Source organism: Chitinophagaceae bacterium (assembly GCA_030053935.1).
GTDB lineage: Bacteria > Bacteroidota > Bacteroidia > Cytophagales > JASGCU01 > JASGCU01.
The window spans coordinates 1-18,496 of sequence record JASGCU010000046.1 but is presented as its reverse complement, the minus strand read 5'-3'; the positions used below and the strand labels follow the sequence as shown (position 1 = coordinate 18,496).

10 protein-coding genes, 2 tRNA genes and 3 rRNA genes are annotated in these 18,496 nt (G+C 35.5%); 3 read left to right on the top strand and 12 right to left on the bottom strand.

What is annotated here, in order from left to right:
- Both QM536_06065 and QM536_06060 read left to right on the top strand, forming a co-directional pair.
- A partial coding sequence (locus QM536_06065; protein MDI9356570.1) for a tetratricopeptide repeat protein occupies positions 1 to 1,057 on the top strand: 1,057 nt, incomplete at its 5' end.
- 21 nt (positions 1,058 to 1,078) lie between these two features.
- Positions 1,079 to 2,296, top strand: a complete 1,218-nt coding sequence (locus QM536_06060; GenBank protein ID MDI9356569.1) for a tetratricopeptide repeat protein — start codon at positions 1,079 to 1,081, stop codon at positions 2,294 to 2,296.
- 43 nt (positions 2,297 to 2,339) lie between these two features.
- Here the strand turns inward: QM536_06060 and uvrA are convergent, their stop codons facing one another.
- From uvrA to QM536_06035, 5 genes are all read right to left on the bottom strand, one after another.
- Positions 2,340 to 5,234 (bottom strand): excinuclease ABC subunit UvrA, encoded by a 2,895-nt coding sequence (gene uvrA, locus QM536_06055; protein MDI9356568.1) that lies wholly within the window; start codon positions 5,232 to 5,234, stop codon positions 2,340 to 2,342.
- Between the two features lie 33 nt (positions 5,235 to 5,267).
- Positions 5,268 to 6,671 carry a 3-isopropylmalate dehydratase large subunit gene (gene leuC, locus QM536_06050; protein ID MDI9356567.1) on the bottom strand — a complete coding sequence of 468 codons (1,404 nt, stop codon included), beginning with the start codon at positions 6,669 to 6,671 and terminating at the stop codon, positions 5,268 to 5,270.
- Between the two features lie 5 nt (positions 6,672 to 6,676).
- On the bottom strand, positions 6,677 to 7,828 hold the full coding sequence (locus QM536_06045; GenBank protein MDI9356566.1) for a 2-isopropylmalate synthase: 1,152 nt from the start codon (positions 7,826 to 7,828) through the stop codon (positions 6,677 to 6,679).
- A 77-nt stretch (positions 7,829 to 7,905) separates the two neighbouring features.
- The gene (locus QM536_06040) at positions 7,906 to 9,348 is read right to left on the bottom strand and encodes an amidohydrolase (protein ID MDI9356565.1); all 1,443 of its coding nucleotides are present in this window, start codon (positions 9,346 to 9,348) and stop codon (positions 7,906 to 7,908) included.
- A gap of 363 nt (positions 9,349 to 9,711) precedes the next feature.
- Entirely contained in the window at positions 9,712 to 10,602 is an 891-nt protein-coding gene (locus tag QM536_06035; protein ID MDI9356564.1) for a 4-hydroxy-3-methylbut-2-enyl diphosphate reductase, read from the bottom strand.
- Positions 10,603 to 11,091: 489 nt separating this feature from the next.
- Here QM536_06035 and QM536_06030 point away from each other — a divergent pair, with 489 nt between their 5' ends.
- The gene (locus QM536_06030) at positions 11,092 to 11,550 is read left to right on the top strand and encodes a hypothetical protein (GenBank protein ID MDI9356563.1); all 459 of its coding nucleotides are present in this window, start codon (positions 11,092 to 11,094) and stop codon (positions 11,548 to 11,550) included.
- Between the two features lie 145 nt (positions 11,551 to 11,695).
- Here the strand turns inward: QM536_06030 and QM536_06025 are convergent, their stop codons facing one another.
- The 7 genes from QM536_06025 to QM536_05995 form a co-directional block, all read right to left on the bottom strand.
- The gene (locus QM536_06025; protein ID MDI9356562.1) at positions 11,696 to 12,850 is read right to left on the bottom strand and encodes a 1-deoxy-D-xylulose-5-phosphate reductoisomerase; all 1,155 of its coding nucleotides are present in this window, start codon (positions 12,848 to 12,850) and stop codon (positions 11,696 to 11,698) included.
- A gap of 36 nt (positions 12,851 to 12,886) precedes the next feature.
- Complete coding sequence (locus tag QM536_06020; protein ID MDI9356561.1) at positions 12,887 to 13,417, bottom strand: putative metal-dependent hydrolase; 531 nt, start codon at positions 13,415 to 13,417, stop codon at positions 12,887 to 12,889.
- 1,127 nt (positions 13,418 to 14,544) lie between these two features.
- Positions 14,545 to 14,656, bottom strand: a 5S ribosomal RNA gene (gene rrf / locus QM536_06015).
- Positions 14,657 to 14,764: 108 nt separating this feature from the next.
- Positions 14,765 to 17,649: ribosomal RNA gene (locus tag QM536_06010) — 23S ribosomal RNA — on the bottom strand.
- Between the two features lie 119 nt (positions 17,650 to 17,768).
- Positions 17,769 to 17,843, bottom strand: a tRNA-Ala gene (locus QM536_06005).
- 10 nt (positions 17,844 to 17,853) lie between these two features.
- A tRNA-Ile gene (locus tag QM536_06000) sits at positions 17,854 to 17,927 on the bottom strand.
- A 78-nt stretch (positions 17,928 to 18,005) separates the two neighbouring features.
- Positions 18,006 to 18,496 (bottom strand): 16S ribosomal RNA (locus QM536_05995); the annotation flags it as partial.

Here is an 18,496-nt window from a genome sequence, read left to right as displayed (position 1 = left end):
TGCAGGAGCAATAGAGGATTATACCCAAGCAATAAGAATCAATCCCCAATATGCAGAAGCTTATAATAATCGGGGAGCTGCAAAAAGGGAATTACAAAAATATCAAGAGGCAATAGAGGATTATACCCAAGCAATAAGAATCAATGACCAATATGCAATAGCTTTTTATAATCGGGGAAATGCAAAAGATGACTTACAAGAGTATGCAGGAGCAATAGAGGATTATACCCAAGCAATAAGAATCAATCCCACACTTGCAGAAGCTTATAATAATCGGGGAAACGTAAACAATAAATTACAAAAATATCAAGAGGCAATAGAGGATTACGCAAAAGCAGTGGATCTCTGTTTTGTGTATGATACTGAAAAACTTACAGTGCAGAAGGTTTGTAAGTTTCTGCCGATGAATGAGAATACTCTTGGAATACTCAATAATAAACAGATATGGTTTGCCCATCCTTCCACTTTTAATGATCCCCTGGATGGAAATTTTTTACAAAGATATTATGAGGAAAATAAAAGTTTATTTTCTGTGTTAGATACCATTCTCATTGCTTCTTTTGTGGGTGATACAAAACGTGCTTTAGAAAATGAAAACCTTATGTGGTCCCATTATGCGAAAGACCATACGGGTATTTGTCTCGTCTATGAGTTTAAAAAACCATTCCGTTCAAAGAGATTTTTGGCTCAAGCGGTGGACTATCTCCCCGAAATAGAACACCCTAATATGAACAATCTTCATACTACTATTGAGTCAGGATTTTTTACGAAGCAAAAGTGTTGGGAGTATGAAGATGAGTTTAGAATTGTATACCGCCTGCAAGAAGCAAAAACAGAAAAGAAGGGAAAAGCCATACCTCTCTCAGATTTAGGTTTGGTGCTGAAAGAGATTGTTTTTGGACTTAAGTGTACTGAAATGTCCAAGCAATTAATAAAGCAGATAATATCAGGTAAGGAAGAATATAAAGAGGTACGTTTATATAAAATGACCGATAAAAAAGGAGGGAATCATTTCCAGCTCGAAAAAAAAGAAGTAGATAAAAATACTATTATATAACATACACTCACATACAAACACATGAAAACAGCACAAGAATATTTTGATGAAGGAGTTAAAAAATACAAATTAAAAGATTATGCAGGTGCAGTAAAGGATTATACCGAAGCAATAAGAATCAATCCCCACTATGCAAACGCTTTTACTAATCGAGGATATGCAAAATATAAATTAAAAAAATATGCAGAGGCAATGAAGGATTATACCCAAGCAATAAGAATCAATCCCCACGATGCAAAAGCTTATAATAATCGGGGAGCTGCAAAAAGGGAATTACAAAAATATCAAGAGGCAATAGAGGATTATACCCAAGCAATAAGAATCAATGACCAATATGCAATAGCTTATAATAATCGAGGAAATGCAAAAAAGAAATTACAAAACTATGCAGGAGCAATAGAGGATTATACCCAAGCAATAAGAATCAATCCCCAAGATGCAAAAGCTTTTTATAATCGTGGAAATGCAAAAGTTGGATTACAAGAGTATGCAGGAGCAATAGAGGATTACGCAAAAGCAGTGGATCTCTGTTTTGTGTATGATACTGAAAAACTTACAGTGCAGAAGGTCTGCAAGTTTCTGCCGATGAATGAGAATACTCGTGGAATACTCAATAATAAACAGATATGGTTTGCCCATCCTTCCACTTTTAATGATCCCCTGGATGGAAATTTTTTACAAAGATATTATGAGGAAAATAAAAGTTTATTTTCTGTGTTAGATACCATTCTCATTGCTTCTTTTGTGGGTGATACAAAACGTGCTTTAGAAAATGAAAACCTTATGTGGTCCCATTATGCGAAAGACCATACGGGTATTTGTCTCGTCTATGAGTTTAAAAAACCATTCCGTTCAAAGAGATTTTTGGCTCAAGCGGTGGACTATCTCCCCGAAATAGAACACCCTAATATGAACAATCTTCATACTACTATTGAGTCAGGATTTTTTACGAAGCAAAAGTGTTGGGAGTATGAAGATGAGTTTAGAATTGTATACCGCCTGCAAGAAGCAAAAACAGAAAAGAAGGGAAAAGCCATACCTCTCTCAGATTTAGGTTTGGTGCTGAAAGAGATTGTTTTTGGACTTAAGTGTACTGAAATGTCCAAGCAATTAATAAAGCAGATAATATCAGGTAAGGAAGAATATAAAGAGGTACGTTTATATAAAATGACCGATAAAAAAGGAGGGAATCATTTCCAGCTCGAAAAAAAAGAAGTAGATAGAAATACTATTATATAGCATACACTCACCTAAATATAATATTTCTATTTATTCGAGATTTTTATTGATTATAATGTATATGGTCATAATTACTTTCTAATTCTTTTTTGAGAAATGCGCCTGTGATACTTTCTTGGTTTTGGCTTATTTCTTCGGGAGTTCCTTCTGCTACTATTCTTCCACCTTTATTTCCGCTGTCTGGTCCGAGGTCTATAATATGGTCGCATACTTTTATAACGTCTAAATTATGTTCTATTATAAGGACGGTATTTCCTTTATCCACGAGTTTATGAAGGACGTTTAATAGGAGTTTTATATCTTGGAAGTGGAGACCTGTTGTGGGTTCGTCTAGTATATAGAGTGTTTTGCTGGTATCTCTTTTGTAGAGTTCGGAGGCAAGTTTTATTCTTTGGGCTTCTCCACCAGAGAGGGTTGTAGAGCTTTGCCCAAGAGTGAGGTATGATAATCCTACATCTTGGAGTACTTTTACATATCGGAGTAAGAGAGGTTGATGCTCAAAAAACTGCACTGCTTGTTCTACTTTCATTTCTAATACGTCGTATATAGATTTTCCTTTGTATCGGGCTTCGAGGGTTTCTCTGTTGTATCTTTTTCCTTTACATACTTCACAGGTTACGTGGACATCGGGAAGGAATTCCATTTCAATAATTTGTATTCCGCCGCCTTCGCAGTTTTCGCATCTTCCGCCTTTGAGATTAAAAGAGAATCTTCCTGGTTTATATCCTCTTATTTTAGATTCGGGGAGTTCGGTAAAAAGATTTCTTATGTGCGTAAAGAGTCCTGTGTAAGTTGCGGGATTGGAACGGGGAGTTCTGCCAATAGGAGATTGGTCTACTTCGATTACTTTATCAATATGTTCTATACCCGTAACAGAGGCATATGGCATTGTAAATGATTTGGTACCGGAGAGATAGTTTTTTAAGATAGGAAAAAGAGTATTGTGGATGAGGGTAGATTTTCCGCTTCCTGATACTCCTGTGATGCATATCATTTTCCCTAGGGGAATGTTGAGATTTACAGATTGGAGGTTATTTCCTTTTGCTCCTTCTATAGAAATATATTGTTCATTGCCGGTTCTTCTTTGAGGTGGTGTTTCTATTTTTAGTTTTCCTGCAAGGAATTCTGAGGTAACCGAGGACATTTTTATTATTTCTGAGGGGGTTCCTTGGGCTACTATTTTTCCACCATGTACTCCTGCTCCTGGTCCTATGTCTATTATATAGTCGCTATCCATCATAATTTCTTTATCGTGTTCTACTACAATGACTGTATTGCCGAGGTCTCTTAAATTTTTGAGAGATTTTATAAGTTTTGCATTATCACGTTGGTGTAATCCGATACTTGGCTCATCTAATATATATAAAACATCTACTAATTGTGTTCCTATTTGATTTGCTAGTCTTATTCTTTGGGCTTCTCCTCCTGAGAGTGTTTTGATGGGTCTACTCAGGGATAGGTAGTCTAATCCTATATCTATAAGGAAGGAAATCCGTTTTCTTATTTCTTTAAGAATTTCTTTTGATATAATATTTTGTTTTTCTGAAAGGCGTGTTTCTATGTCTGTAAGCCATTCGTTTAAAATATATATATTCATGTCAGATAATTCTGCTATATTTTTTTTGTCTATTTTAAAATAGAGGGATTCGGGTTTTAGTTTAGTGCCATTACATTTTGAGCATACTATTTCGGTTACGTATTGTTCTAATATATTTTTTTGTTTTGAGGCAAAGAAATGAAATAAACCTTCAAAATAGTACATTCTTTTTGTAATGGGTTTCTTTGTAGATAGTGTTATGGTAGTCATGGCTTCTATATATTCCATGTATTGAGACTGATTTCCGTGTAAAAGTTCTTTTAGGGTTTCGGGTGGAAATTTTTTAAGAGGTACATCAAGGGTAAGATTATAGTTTACTTCCAAAAACTCTTCTATATTGGAAAAAATAGTAGCATTTCGGTAGATACCAAGGGGAGCAATACCTCCTTTTTTTATACTGAGTTTGTCATCGGGAATAATTACTTCTAATGGATATGTTTCTTTTATTCCCATACCTTTACATTCGGGGCAGTATCCTTTTTGAGAATTATAAGAAAAAGTATTAGGGGAAGGTTCTTCGTATGAAATACCTGTTTCGGGATCCATAAGCATTTTTGAGAAGTAGGTAAAGTTTTTTTTATCATCTTGAATGAGTAAAACACCTTCTCCGTACTTCAATGCTGTTTTGATAGATTCTTTTATTCTATTATCATTTTCTACATCATGTTCGGTTATATCGAGAGTATCTATAAGGATCTCTATGTTATGGATTTTATATCTATCGAGTTCCATTCGGGGGGAAATGTCTTTCATAACTCCGTCTATTTGGGCTGTTGAAAAACCCAATTTGAACATCTGTTGAAAAAGGTCTTTGTAAGTTCCTTTTCTTCCTTTTACAGCAGGTGCAAAAAGTTTGATTTGAGTTCCCAAAAATTGTTTATGGATTTGAGTTATAATTTGTTCTTCGGTTTGTTTTACAAGGTTTTTCCCTGTAGGAGTACATGCATCGCTTGCACGAGCATATAAAAGTCGTAAAAAATCATATATTTCGGTTACCGTGCCTACGGTAGACCTTGGATTTCGAGATATTGTTTTTTGTTCTATGGATATAACGGGACTGAGTCCGTTTATTTTATCTACGTCGGGTCTTTCCATATGTCCTATAAAACCACGCACGTATGAGGAAAAGCTTTCCATGTATCTTCTTTGTCCTTCTGCGTAAATGGTATCAAAAGCAAGGGATGATTTACCACTCCCACTCACCCCTGTCATAACAATAAGTTGATTTTTTTTTATGCTAATATTAATATCTTTTAGATTATGTTCTCTGGCTCCATAAATATCAATAGATTGTGTATCGTCTTGAATATCTAAAACTAAACTATCACTCTGTATGTTCATGTAAAAGTAATGACGTGTGTTAAATTTTGGTGTTTATTCTGTTGAAATATCTCGTGGGTCGGTTATAAAGCCATTGATAGCACTAGCGGCTGCGGTAATAGGGCTTGCTAAAAAGGTGCGTGCACCAGGTCCTTGTCTTCCTTCAAAATTACGATTGCTGGTGCTGATGCAGTATTCTCCGTTTGGAATTTTATCCTCATTCATTCCAAGGCAGGCAGAGCATCCCGGGCCTCTAAATTCAAAACCCGCTTCTACCAGTATGGTATCTATTCCCTCGGATATTGCTTGCTTTTCTACTTGTTTACTTCCAGGTATAACCCAAGCATTTACATTGTTTGCTTTTTTCTTGCCTTTTACATATTGAGCAACTAATCTTAAGTCCTCTATTCTTGCGTTCGTGCAGCTTCCTATAAAAACATAATTTACTTGTTTTCCTTTTAAGGTAGTGCCTTCTTTGAGTCCCATATATGCTAATGCTTTTTTGAAAGAGGGCACATCGGGGACATCGTTTGAAATTGGAATTGTTTCAGAAATTTTTATGCCCATACCAGGGTTAGTTCCGTAAGTAATCATCGGTTCTATATCTGATGCATGAAAATAAAGTTCTTTATCGTATATTGCTCCTTCATCTGTGGCAAGTGTATTCCAATATTTCTTGTAGGTTTCAAAATCCAATCCTTTGGGTGCAAATTCTCTTTCTTTTATATACTGAAAGGTAGTTTCATCAGGGGTTATTATACCCCCTCTTGCCCCCATCTCTATACTCATATTGCAAATAGTCATTCTTGCTTCCATACTCAATGAAGTTATTGCAGATCCTGTGTATTCTATGAAGTAGCCCGTTCCGCCACTTGATGTAATTTTAGATATAATATACAGAATTATATCTTTTGAGGTAACTTTTTTGGCAAGTTCTCCATCAATCTGTATTTTCATTGTTTTGGGTTTATTTTGCATAAGGCACTGTGTGGCTAAAACCATCTCCACTTCGCTTGTTCCGATTCCGAATGCAATAGTTCCGAATGCTCCATGAGTAGAAGTATGGCTATCTCCACATACAATGGTCATACCTGGGAGAGTAAGTCCTAATTCTGGACCTATTACATGAACAATACCTTGATAAGGGTGATTTAAACCATATAATTGTATATCAAATTCTTTGCAATTATCTGTCAGTTTTTGTACCTGATGCCGAGAGAGTTCTTCTCGAATGGGGAGATGTTGGTCTTTAGTAGGAACATTATGGTCTGCTGTTCCAACAGTTTGCAGTGGACGAAATACTTTTATTTTTTTTGCTCTTAGTCCATCAAATGCTTGTGGACTGGTAACCTCGTGAATATAATGTCTGTCTATATAAAGAATATCCGGACCATCCTCAATGCTTTCTACCAAATGAGCATTCCAAATTTTCTCAAATATTGTTTTATTTTTTCTCATAAATACTATTTTTGTTGGTTTTTTATGATATCTAATAAGTCCTCATCTTCTATTCTTTTTTTCTTATCGGCAAGTTCTAAAAAATCCATGTAGAGTTTTTCCATTTGGTCTTTTTTAATAGAAAACCCTAAAGATTCTAACCTATGAGAAAGTGCTGCACGACCGCTTCGTGCGGTAAGAACAATAGACGATTCGGGAACCCCTACGTCTTTTGGGTCTATAATCTCATAATTTTCTTTATGTTTTAAAAAACCATCTTGATGAATTCCCGAAGAATGTGCAAAGGCGTTAGATCCGACAATAGCTTTATTGGCTTGAACAGGCATATTCATAAGATTTCTTACCATCTGACTGAGTTTATATATATGAGTGGTATCAATTTTCGTTTCTAAATCTAAATGCGGATGACATTTAAGAATCATAACTATTTCTTCTAAAGCGGTATTACCTGCTCGTTCTCCTATTCCGTTTATGGTCACTTCTACTTGTCTTGCACCATTAACTAATCCGGAGATACTGTTTGCCGTTGCCATACCTAAATCATTGTGACAGTGGACAGAAATAATTGCTTTATCTATATTGGGGACGTTATTAAAAAGATGTTTGATTCTTTTTCCATATTCCCAAGGAAGTGTATATCCTGTGGTATCCGGTATATTTACTACTGTAGCACCTGCTTCTATAACAGATTCTACCATTTTTGATAAAAAATCTAAATCTGCCCTTCCTGCATCTTCTGCATAAAATTCTACATCATCTACAAATCTCCTTGCATATTTTACCGCAGCTATTGCTTGTTCTAATATTTTTTCTCTCGTGCTTTTTAATTTATGCTGAATGTGGATATCGGATGAACCTATTCCTGTATGTATTCTTTTTCTTTTTGCTAAATGTAGGGCTTGGGCTGCGACGTCAATATCTACTACTAATGCTCTTGTTAATGCACAAATAGTCGGATTTACTACGTTCCTTGATATCTCTAATACGGATTTGAAATCACCAGGACTGCTCGCGGGAAAACCTGCTTCTATAACATCTACTCCCAATATCTCTAAATTTTTGGCTATTTCTATTTTTTCATTTGTATTTAATTGACAGCCGGGAACTTGTTCCCCATCCCGTAAGGTTGTGTCAAAAATATATACCCTTTTATCCATATTTTTTTGTTTTTAATATTTTTTTACTATTGTTTAATAATGTACAAATTAACAAAGTTATAAAAAGGAATGCTCGTTTATTTTTGTGGAACAGGAGGAGGACCATCGGGAATAATCGCTTTATAAACAGAGTTCCCGCGTTTTTTTATAAATTCTGCTCGGATATTTTTAAGAAGTGTTTGATTTTCAAAGAGTTCTTGCATAGTAAAAGCGAGTGCTTTTGCTGCGTAGAGCATTCCTTTATGTCCAATAGACATTCCACCACAAGCAACCACTGCCCAAGAATGCCAGGGAGTGCCTATAGGTGCGGTAGTAACTGTCAGTGAAATTTCAGGGGTTATCCAACTTATATCTGCTACATCACTACTGCCTCCTTCGGGAAAAAGAAGTGTTTCTTTCATAGGTTTTATGCTTCCATCTATTCCTAATTCAGACATATTTAAACTCTTTTGAATGTTTTTTGCGAAGGATATTTCCTCAGTAGTATAGCTTATGTTTCCTAAAAGCGAAAGCTGATTTTGTAATACTTCTGCACCTGCTCTATTCGTAAGTTGTTCATGGTAACCGCTTGTTATACTGAGTTTATGGGTCACATCAGCTATTTTCCCAGCGCCTTCTGCCATTTGTTGTATTCTTTCGTAAATAGCAAAAACGCCCTCACGAGTAGCATCTCTGATATACATATTTAATCTGGTATAATCAGGGACAATATTCGGAGCAGAACCACCTTTTTCAATGATATAATGAATCCGAGCTGATGGTTTCATATGTTCTCTGTATAAGTTTATTCCATGAATAAAAGATTCTAAACCATCTAAAGCACTTTTTCCATTCCATGGATCATAAGCCGCATGAGATGCCTGCCCTGTAAATTCTACTATAACTTCTATAATTGCTTGTGAAGATTGATTACCTGCTTCTATCTCTGCATCAGGATGCCAATCTAAACAAATATCTAAATCATTAAAAAGACCTGCTCTTGCCATATAGACCTTCCCTCCTACTGCTTCTTCCGCAGGAGTGCCATAAAAACGAATAGTCCCTTTTATTTTATTTTGTTGTATAAGCTCTTTTATTGCAATTGCAGCACCTAAACTTCCTGCTCCAAAAAGATTATGACCGCATCCATGACCCGGTTTCCCTGCTTGCAAAGGTTTTTTTTGAGGTATTGCTTGCTGAGAAAGATCTGGAAGAGCATCAAATTCTCCTAATATACCTATAATAGGGTAGCCACTCCCATAACTTGCTATGAATGCAGTAGGCATCTCTGCTACTCCTTTTTCTACCTGAAATCCTTGTGATTCCGCATAACGAGATAGTAATTCTGAAGAATTATTCTCTGCTAATGCTAATTCCGCATGCTCCCATATTTTATTACTTATACTTATTAAGTCCTCTGAATGGGCATCTATGGACTTCAATAAAAACTCTTTCTGAGGGGTTATTTTTTTTGAATATTGTGCCATAGCCCCAAAGCAAAAGCAATGTATTACCAGCACTGATACTATAATAATTTTCATTTTTATATTATTGTGTTATATGTAGTGTGTTTCTATAAACTATTCATCGAAAAGTACCTTTGAAACACATAAAAAGTAGGTATTTTTAGCAAACTTAATTTTTTTTTAGAAATACTTCTCTTTTGTTAGTAAACACACATAAAACTGAAAATATATTCTTCCTTTTTTTATTTTTTGTATCTGTTTAGCTAATTTTGAGCAAGAAAGAGAAAAAATAGATATTGACACTCTATTTATTAACATGGTTTTCCGATACTTATTAAACCGATTGTACTTATTTCCATAATAAAAAGATAAAAAGTAGTTCTTGATCAGAATAGTTATAAAAATCAATTATAATCCTCTACCCAGAGATTCTAAAAATTATAAGTCGGGATATATGGCATTCCAAATATATGCTTTCACATTTTCCATAAGCCAAGTAGGAGTGCTGGTGGCTCCGCAAATGCCAATATTATCTTCTTTTTGGAACCAATCTTGCTGTATATCTTGTTCTTTTTCTATAAAATAACTCCGTTTATTCTGCGAAAGACATACATCGTAGAGAACCTTTCCATTGGAACTCTTTTTTCCCGCGACAAAAATAATAATATCATTCTCAGTAGAAAATTTCTTCAACTGTGGTTCTCTATTGCTCACCTGCCTGCAAATGCTATCATTAAACTGAAAATCATCCTCTGTAATACTTCCCTTGATGGCAACGATTTTTCTCTCGATTATCTCTTTTATCTCATAAAACTTCTCTGTCGGCTTGGTAGTTTGACTAAATAAGATGATAGGATGCGAAAAATTTAACCTTTCCAAATCTTTCTTATCACTGATAATAATTGCATCGTTATGTATCTGACCCGTGAGACCAATAATTTCCGCATGATTTTCTTTACCATAAATAACTATCTGGGAATCAGGAGATTTTTTTTGATTATAGGAATTTTTTAATCGGTTTTGCAGCTTAAGAACCACAGGGCAAGAAGCATCTATAAGATTGATATTGTTTTCCATGGCAATTTTATAGGTTTCGGGTGGTTCTCCGTGTGCTCGGATTAAAACCGTTGCATTTTGAAGGTTTTCTAAATCATTATGGGATATAATTCTCAGTCCTTTTTTATGAAGACGATCTATTTCTACATCGTTATGAACAATATCTCCCAAACAATAGAGCAATCCTACTCTCTCTAATTCATCTTCTGCTAATTGAATTGCATAATCTACGCCAAAACAATACCCTGAATGGGTATCAATAGAAATATTCATTGTAATAAAAAGTTTTTTTGTAATGTGGTCAATAAATAATAGTGTGTTTTGCCAAAATAATTTTTTTTACGAAAACATTTCATTCGCATAAAAAATAAGCAAATAAAAACGAAAGAAAGAGACGATTCTTTGAAATAAAAAAGGATATCGTATTTTTATGTGGATCTCCTTTTTTTATTGTACTACTGAGTGTTTCAGATGAGTGATTAGTTAAAAAAATTAACCATTATTTTCTTTATAACCGCAAGGACGTAAAGGAAAATCGTTTCTCTCAAAACCATATAAGCATTTTTTGAAAGGAGGAATCATGGGTGGTTAAAGAAAGATGGGGGTATAGTATTCATTAAAAAATAAATATTATTCATTAACTATTAAACATTAAACATTCATCGCTCATAATTCATAAATTCCAAACACAATGTATATTACAATTAAATTAGTACATACTTCAACTAGTATTGTATCCATTAATACAGATAATACAGAAAAATGAAAATACAATATATAATAGTGACGGGAATGTTCTTCGTAGGGGTAAATACGAAAGGAAATACTGAACCACATCAAAATAATCCTAACGACCAAACACTATTCATCTTAGAAATGCTCAGGCAAAACCAAGCACAGATGATACAAATGGAAGAAAGAATAAATAAAAGATTTGATGAAACAAACAAAAGAATAGATGTCTTAGCATTAGAAACAAATGCTATAAAATTAAAAATAAAGAAAATAAAAACCGTCTTTCAAGTATTGCTATACGGTATGTATTTTCTTTTTGGAGTCGTGTTATTCTTTGTTTTATCCTTCTTTGCACAAGAAATAAAACAAATGCTCATAAACCCTTTTATCTCACTTAAAAATATACCCGATATGAAATTAAAACCCATTGCCAAAAAACCCTTCTTCTTTATTGTCTTGATACTCTTTTGTAATATCACGGACTGAAATCTCTTGCAATTCGAGACCGTTGCGAATTAAAAACGTAAAAAACGAAACAAAAATTATTTTTTTTCTTTTATTATAAAAAAAGTATTCCAAACAATTTGACTAAAATTTTAAAAGTAAAAGTTTTTTTGCATGCACTAAATAGTTACTTTTTTTTTATATAATCTCTTGCTTGTGTTCTCGTTTCAGCATCAGTTAAAACATATTCCTCATATATAGGGTGAGAGATATATTTTCCACGATGGAGTGATTCTTCTACCACATCAAAAATATCTAAGAATCTTATTGTCCCTTTCAAAAACTCTTCTACTGCTATTTCATTTGCTGCATTCAGTATACAGGGATAATTACCCCCTTTTTCTAAGGATTGAAAAGCAAAAGATAGGTTTTTAAAGGTTTCATAGTCGGGACTTTCAAAGGTAAGCGATGGATAATTTTGGAAATGGAATCTTGGAAAGTTTGTTTGTACGCGATTTGGATAAGTGAGAGCAAATAAAATAGGTAATTTCATATCAGGGATACCCATTTGTGCTTTTATACTTCCATCTGTAAACTGAACTAAAGAATGAATGATAGATTGGTGGTGAATAATAACCTCTATTTGTTTGGCAGAAAGCTGAAATAGCCATTTTGCTTCAATAACTTCTAATCCTTTGTTCATCAAAGAAGCGGAATCTATGGTGATTTTTGCTCCCATTACCCAGTTAGGGTGTTTTAAAGCCATTTCTCGTGTAACATTTGCCAAATATTCTCTTTTTTTTCCTCTAAAAGGTCCCCCACTTGCTGTAAGGATAACTTTTTCTATAGCATTATGACTTTCACCCATCAGGCATTGAAACAGAGCAGAATGTTCAGAATCTATAGGATAGATATTTATATTATTTATAGAGGCAAGTTGCGTAATGAGTTCTCCCGCCACCACAAGAGTTTCTTTATTAGCAAGGGCTATGTTTTTTTTTGCCTTTATTGCATTAATAGTAGGAGCAAGTCCCGAAAAACCCACCAATCCTATTACTACTAAATCTACCTCTTGGTATTGTGCTACCTCTGCCAATGAAGTTTCTCCGCATAAAACTTCTATATCCAAATTTTTTAGTACATCAAATACTGTTTGGAATGCATGTTTATTTACAATTACGACTTTTTTTGGCTTAAATTCCCTACTTTGCTGGATAAGAAGTGTAGCATTACTATAAGCAGTTAACACCTGCACATTAAAAAGATGAGGGTTATTTCGCACTACTTCTAAAGTTTGTATGCCTATAGACCCCGTAGAACCCAAAATAGATATATTTTTCAATGGTATTATTGTAAGATTGTAGTATAGAATATATATTTACCAGCCCATTCTTTGTTTTAGCCCAACAATATGGGCTAAATGGTGGTTTCCATGCCACACATACAGAGCAAGTGTGGTGTCAAGAGTAAATACTTTGTGGGTTTCGGGATGAATAAACGTTTTATTCCAATCAGTTATGCTTATTTTTGAGAGCAACGCTCCCCATTTTTTATGTAATATTTTGATAAAAAGAATGTTTGTTTGTATTTCTTCTGTATAGTCCGGCAATTCAGCCCAAGCATTTTGTTTATAAGGTCTAATAATGGGAGAATCTTCTGTGAGAGCTAATTTAAATCGTATATAGCAGTTGGTGTGGCTATCAGCAATATGATGAACAAGTTGCCTCACTGTCCATCCACCATCTCTATAAGGAGTATCCAATTGTTCATCATTCATATCCTTTACACAGTCAGATAATATATCGGGAAAAAGAATGATTTTTTGAGTATTTTCTAAATTTATCTGATAAGAGGTATTGTGCTCTATTTCAAACTTTCCTATTGGGTATTTTAGATTTTCTATATTCATAAGAGGTTACAATTATTTTTATAAAAGAAACAGTATATGTTTTATTCGTATATATGATAAATGTTTATTTTTAAAATTCGAAAAAACACAATATATTATTGAATCCACTTCTAAAAGTTCTTTTTACAAAATATTGAGTTTTAAAACTATTGATAATAAAAAAGTTGCAAAATTATAAATATATCAAAAGTGATTTTTGAAGTGGGATCGTTATTATTTTTCTGAGGCTATTACATGGGATAAACATTATAAAAAGAATTAATAAATAAAAATTGGTTTTTTGATTCGTTATTATTAATTACATTATACAAAAATAAAATAATTTGTATCTATTTATCTATTATTTTTACCTTTATAAATCAATTATTGGGAGTTTTAAAAAGAGATATCTATTTATCTATGCTACAAAAAAGTAGTAAAATTATAGAAACTAGAATAAAGAAAGTTTACAAACCCCGTCGGGGTTGTGTTTATTATATTAAAACCATATCATCTTTTCAGCATTAAGTTATGGTTGGTTAATCTTGTGTTCTATAAAAATTTCATTCCTTTGGAATCTGTATAAGGTTATATTCTTTAGGTTATATTCTTTCATTGTTTCTGTTTCGTTCATTTTTTATCATAATGAAAGATAGTAGATAAATAGTTATAAAAAAGAAAACCAAGAAGAAGGTTTCTTGCTGAAAAGAATCCTAAACTATTAGATATGTCAATGAAAAATAATTATAATAACAAGTTTTAATAATCGTGAAACAAGAAGCTATAGAACCTTATTACACATTTTTTTAAATCGATTCAATACTTATACCGATGAATATAATACATAAAAGAAACTCTCGGTTTTGGGATATTAGCATAAAGAAATAGAATATGCAAAGGGTCAATATGCTATAGATGATATTTAATCTTTGAGTCTATTGTAGATAAGAGTTCGTAGATGCTTATTAGCCAAGAGAATGCATTATTTTACGTGAGTTTTTTGATTGGATGTATATACAATAAAATAAATATAAAATCTTTATAAAAAATATTTAATCTTTTTTCAAAGCATGTTTGAAAACTTATTTTAAACAATACATTCCAAACAGTCTATAAGTTATTTTAAAGAAATATAAGTAAAAAAAAAAAAAAGGCGACGATCTACTCTCCCACATTTTAAAGCAGTACCATCGACGCTAGTGGGCTTAACTTCTCTGTTCGGAATGGGAAGAGGTGAACACCACTGCTATAGCCACCTTTATTTTTTTGGCAATTAATAGGATATAACAAGGTATATCACTATTTTTTTTGCAATAATTTTGTCTATATAAAAAAATACTGAAAGATAAAAACACTCAAGAAAGCGACTTAAAAAAGCGTTTGGGTTATTAGTACTGCTCAGCTTTGCCATTACTAGCTTTACACCTGCAGCCTATCAACGTTGTAGTCTTCAACGTCCCTTAAAAGAAGTCTCATCTTGAGGAGAGTTTCGTGCTTAGATGCTTTCAGCGCTTATCTCTACCGCACATAGCTACCCTGCACTGCAGTTGACACCACAACAGGTATACCAGAGGTGCGTCCAACCCGGTCCTCTCGTACTAAGGTCAGATCCTCTCAAACTTCTAACGCCCATCACAGATAGGGACCGAACTGTCTCACGACGTTCTGAACCCAGCTCGCGTGCCACTTTAATCGGCGAACAGCCGAACCCTTGGGACCTTCTCCAGCCCCAGGATGTGACGAGCCGACATCGAGGTGCCAAACCTCCCCGTCGATATGAGCTCTTGGGGGAGATCAGCCTGTTATCCCCAGAGTACCTTTTATCCTTTGAGCGATGGCCCTTCCATGTGGAACCACCGGATCACTATACCCGACTTTCGTCTCTGCTCGACTTGTGAGTCTTACAGTTAAGCCCGCTTATGCTATTACACTCTTCGTACGGTTACCAAGCGTACTGAGCGGACCTTTGGGAGCCTCCGTTACTTTTTAGGAGGCGACCACCCCAGTCAAACTACCCGCCATGCAATGTCCCTCATTTAGGTTAGATAACAAGAAAAACAAGAGTGGTATTTCAACGTTGACTCCACCTTGCCTGACGACAAGATTTCAAAGTCTCCCACTTATCCTACACATTTTTTTCCCATTACCAATGCAAAGTTATAGTAAAGGTTCATGGGGTCTTTCCGTCCCGTGACGGGTAAGCGGCATCTTCACCGCTACTACAATTTCACCGAGCTCATGGCTGAGACAGCGTCCAGATCGTTACACCATTCGTGCAGGTCGGAACTTACCCGACAAGGAATTTCGCTACCTTAGGACCGTTATAGTTACGGCCGCCGTTTACTGGGGCTTCAATTTAATGCTTCGCCTTACGACTAACATCTCCTTTTAACCTTCCAGCACCGGGCAGGTGTCAGGCCTTATACATTATCTTTCGATTTCGCAAAGCCATGTGTTTTTGATAAACAGTCGCCTGGACCACTTTACTGTGCCCTATTAAAAATAGGGACCCTTTCTTCCGAAGTTACAGGGCTATTTTGCCGAGTTCCTTAGCCATGGATCACTCGAGCACCTTAGGATTCTCTCCTTAACTACCTGTGTCGGTTTACGGTACGGGTACCTTAAAGTTTAATGTTTAGCAAATTTTCTTGGGAGCATGATTAGGATAACTATCTAGTTCATAAATGAACCAGTACTATCAGATTCGGCACTACGAACGGACTTACCTATTCGTTGTATACCTACATCCTTTAACTTTCACATTCGTCAGAAAGCGTATCTTTCACTTCTCCGTCTTTGCTTCACACTTTAAGGTAGTATCGGAATATTAACCGATTGTTCATCGACTTCGCCTTCTGGCTACGCCTTAGTTCCCGACTAACCCACGGATGATTAACATGGCCGTGGAAACCTTAGTTTTTCGGTGGGTAGATTTCTCGTCTACCTTATCGTTACTTATGCCTACATTTGCTTTTCTATAACCTCCAACAGAACTCACGTTTCTATCTTCTACGGATTATAGAATGCTCCCCTACCAATAATTAAATTATTCCTAAGCTTCGGTAGTAAGTTTTATGCCCGTTCATTATAGATGCTTTATCGCTTGACCAGTGAGCTGTTACGCACTCTTTAAATGAATGGCTGCTTCCAAGCCAACATCCTGGCTGTCAAAGCGATTAAACTACCTTTGTTCAACTTAACTTACATTTAGGGACCTTAGCTGTAGGTCTGGGTTCTTTCCCTCTCGGACTGTGACCTTAGCACCCCAGCCCTCACTGCTGATTATATTTATAGGTATTCGGAGTTCATCAAGATTTGGTAGAATGTGACTTCCCCTAGTCTTATTGGTAGCTCTACCTCCTAAAAACTTTACATCAACGCTGTTCCTCAAAACATTTCGGGGAGTACGAGCTATTTCCCAGTTTGATTAGCCTTTCACCCCTACCCTCACCTTATCCAAAAACTTTTCAACGTTTACTAGTTCGGACCTCCATGTTGTGTTACCAACACTTCATCCTAGACAAGGGTAGATCACAAGGTTTCGCGTCTACCTCCACTGACTAAATCGCCCTGTTAAGACTCGCTTTCGCTTCGGCTCCTAACTTTATAGTTATTAACCTTGCCAATGAAGAGTAACTCGTAGGCTCATTATGCAAAAGGCACGATGTCAATACACTAAGTATCTCCATCCGCTTGTAAGCATACGGTTTCAGGTTCTATTTCACTCCATTTCTCATGGTTCTTTTCACCTTTCCTTCACAGTACTAGTTCACTATCGGTCTCTCATTATTATTTAGCCTTACCGGATGGTGCCGGTAGATTCAGACAGGATTTCACCGGTCCCGCCTTACTCAGGATACCAATAAAAATTTTATTCATTACTAATACAGGACTTTCACCTTCTTTGGTGTATATTTCCATATACTTCTTATTTTGAATAAAGTTTTATGTTATGGTCCTACAACCCCAAAAATGCCGTAACATTTTTGGTTTGGGCTGTTTCCTTTTCGCTCGCCACTACTTAGGAAATCACTCTTGTTTTCTTTTCCTCTCGTTACTTAGATGTTTCAGTTCACGAGGTTAGCTTTCTAATAAAATTAGAATGTTATTTCTTCAAAATAACAGGTTTTCCCATTCGGATACTTGCGGATCTTCCTATACATACTAGTACTCGCAATTTTTCGCAGTATATCACGTCCTTCATCGCTTTTGAGAGCCTAGGCATTCCCCGTATGCTCTTAATATACTTTTTTTACACTATTTATCTTGAGTGTTTTTAATCTTTCAATATAATTTCAAAGAACGTTTGTTATAAATTATGTTATAACATTTGGATTATTAAATTACTATATATATCATTACACAGATAAAGTGGAGGTAAACAGACTCGAACTGTTGACCCTCTGCTTGCAAGGCAGATGCTCTAGCCAAACTGAGCTATACCCCCGTTTTGTCCGTGGGCTTACGTGGACTCGAACCATGGACCTTTACATTATCAGTGTAACGCTCTAACCACCTGAGCTATAAGCCCTGTATTGCGTTTAAATATTTTAAAGTTTAAGTGAAAGACAGTTAGCGCTTTGTAAAAGATTGTTTTTTATTTATCTAGAAAAGAGATATTCCAGCCGCACCTTCCGGTACGGCTACCTTGTTACGACTTAGCTCCAGTTACTAATTTAACCCTAAATAACTCCTTTCGGTTATTATCTTTAGGTCCTCTTAGATTCCATAGCTTGACGGGCGGTGTGTACAAGGTCCGGGAACGTATTCACCGCGTCATTGCTGATACGCGATTACTAGCGATTCCAGCTTCATGAAGGCGAGTTGCAGCCTTCAATCCGAACTGAGACGTACTTTTAGGGATTGGCTTACTGTCACCAGTTTGCAACCCGTTGTATACGCCATTGTAGCACGTGTGTAGCCCTGGGCGTAAGGGCCATGATGACTTGACGTCGTCCCCTCCTTCCTCTCTGCTTAACGCAGGCAGTCTTATTAGAGTTCCCACCGTTAGTGCTGGCAACTAATAATAGGGGTTGCGCTCGTTACGGGACTTAACCCAACACCTCACGGCACGAGCTGACGACAGCCATGCAGCACCTT

Excerpts from the sequence above, each read along its gene's own strand:
- QM536_06060 (MDI9356569.1), top strand. The coding sequence starts at position 1,079 with ATGAAAACAGCACAAGAATATTTTGATGAAGGAGTTAAAAAATACAAA.
- uvrA (MDI9356568.1), bottom strand. The coding sequence starts at position 5,234 with ATGAACATACAGAGTGATAGTTTAGTTTTAGATATTCAAGACGATACA.
- leuC (MDI9356567.1), bottom strand. The coding sequence starts at position 6,671 with ATGAGAAAAAATAAAACAATATTTGAGAAAATTTGGAATGCTCATTTG.
- QM536_06045 (MDI9356566.1), bottom strand. The coding sequence starts at position 7,828 with ATGGATAAAAGGGTATATATTTTTGACACAACCTTACGGGATGGGGAA.
- QM536_06040 (MDI9356565.1), bottom strand. The coding sequence starts at position 9,348 with ATGAAAATTATTATAGTATCAGTGCTGGTAATACATTGCTTTTGCTTT.
- QM536_06035 (MDI9356564.1), bottom strand. The coding sequence starts at position 10,602 with ATGAATATTTCTATTGATACCCATTCAGGGTATTGTTTTGGCGTAGAT.
- QM536_06030 (MDI9356563.1), top strand. The coding sequence starts at position 11,092 with ATGAAAATACAATATATAATAGTGACGGGAATGTTCTTCGTAGGGGTA.
- QM536_06020 (MDI9356561.1), bottom strand. The coding sequence starts at position 13,417 with ATGAATATAGAAAATCTAAAATACCCAATAGGAAAGTTTGAAATAGAG.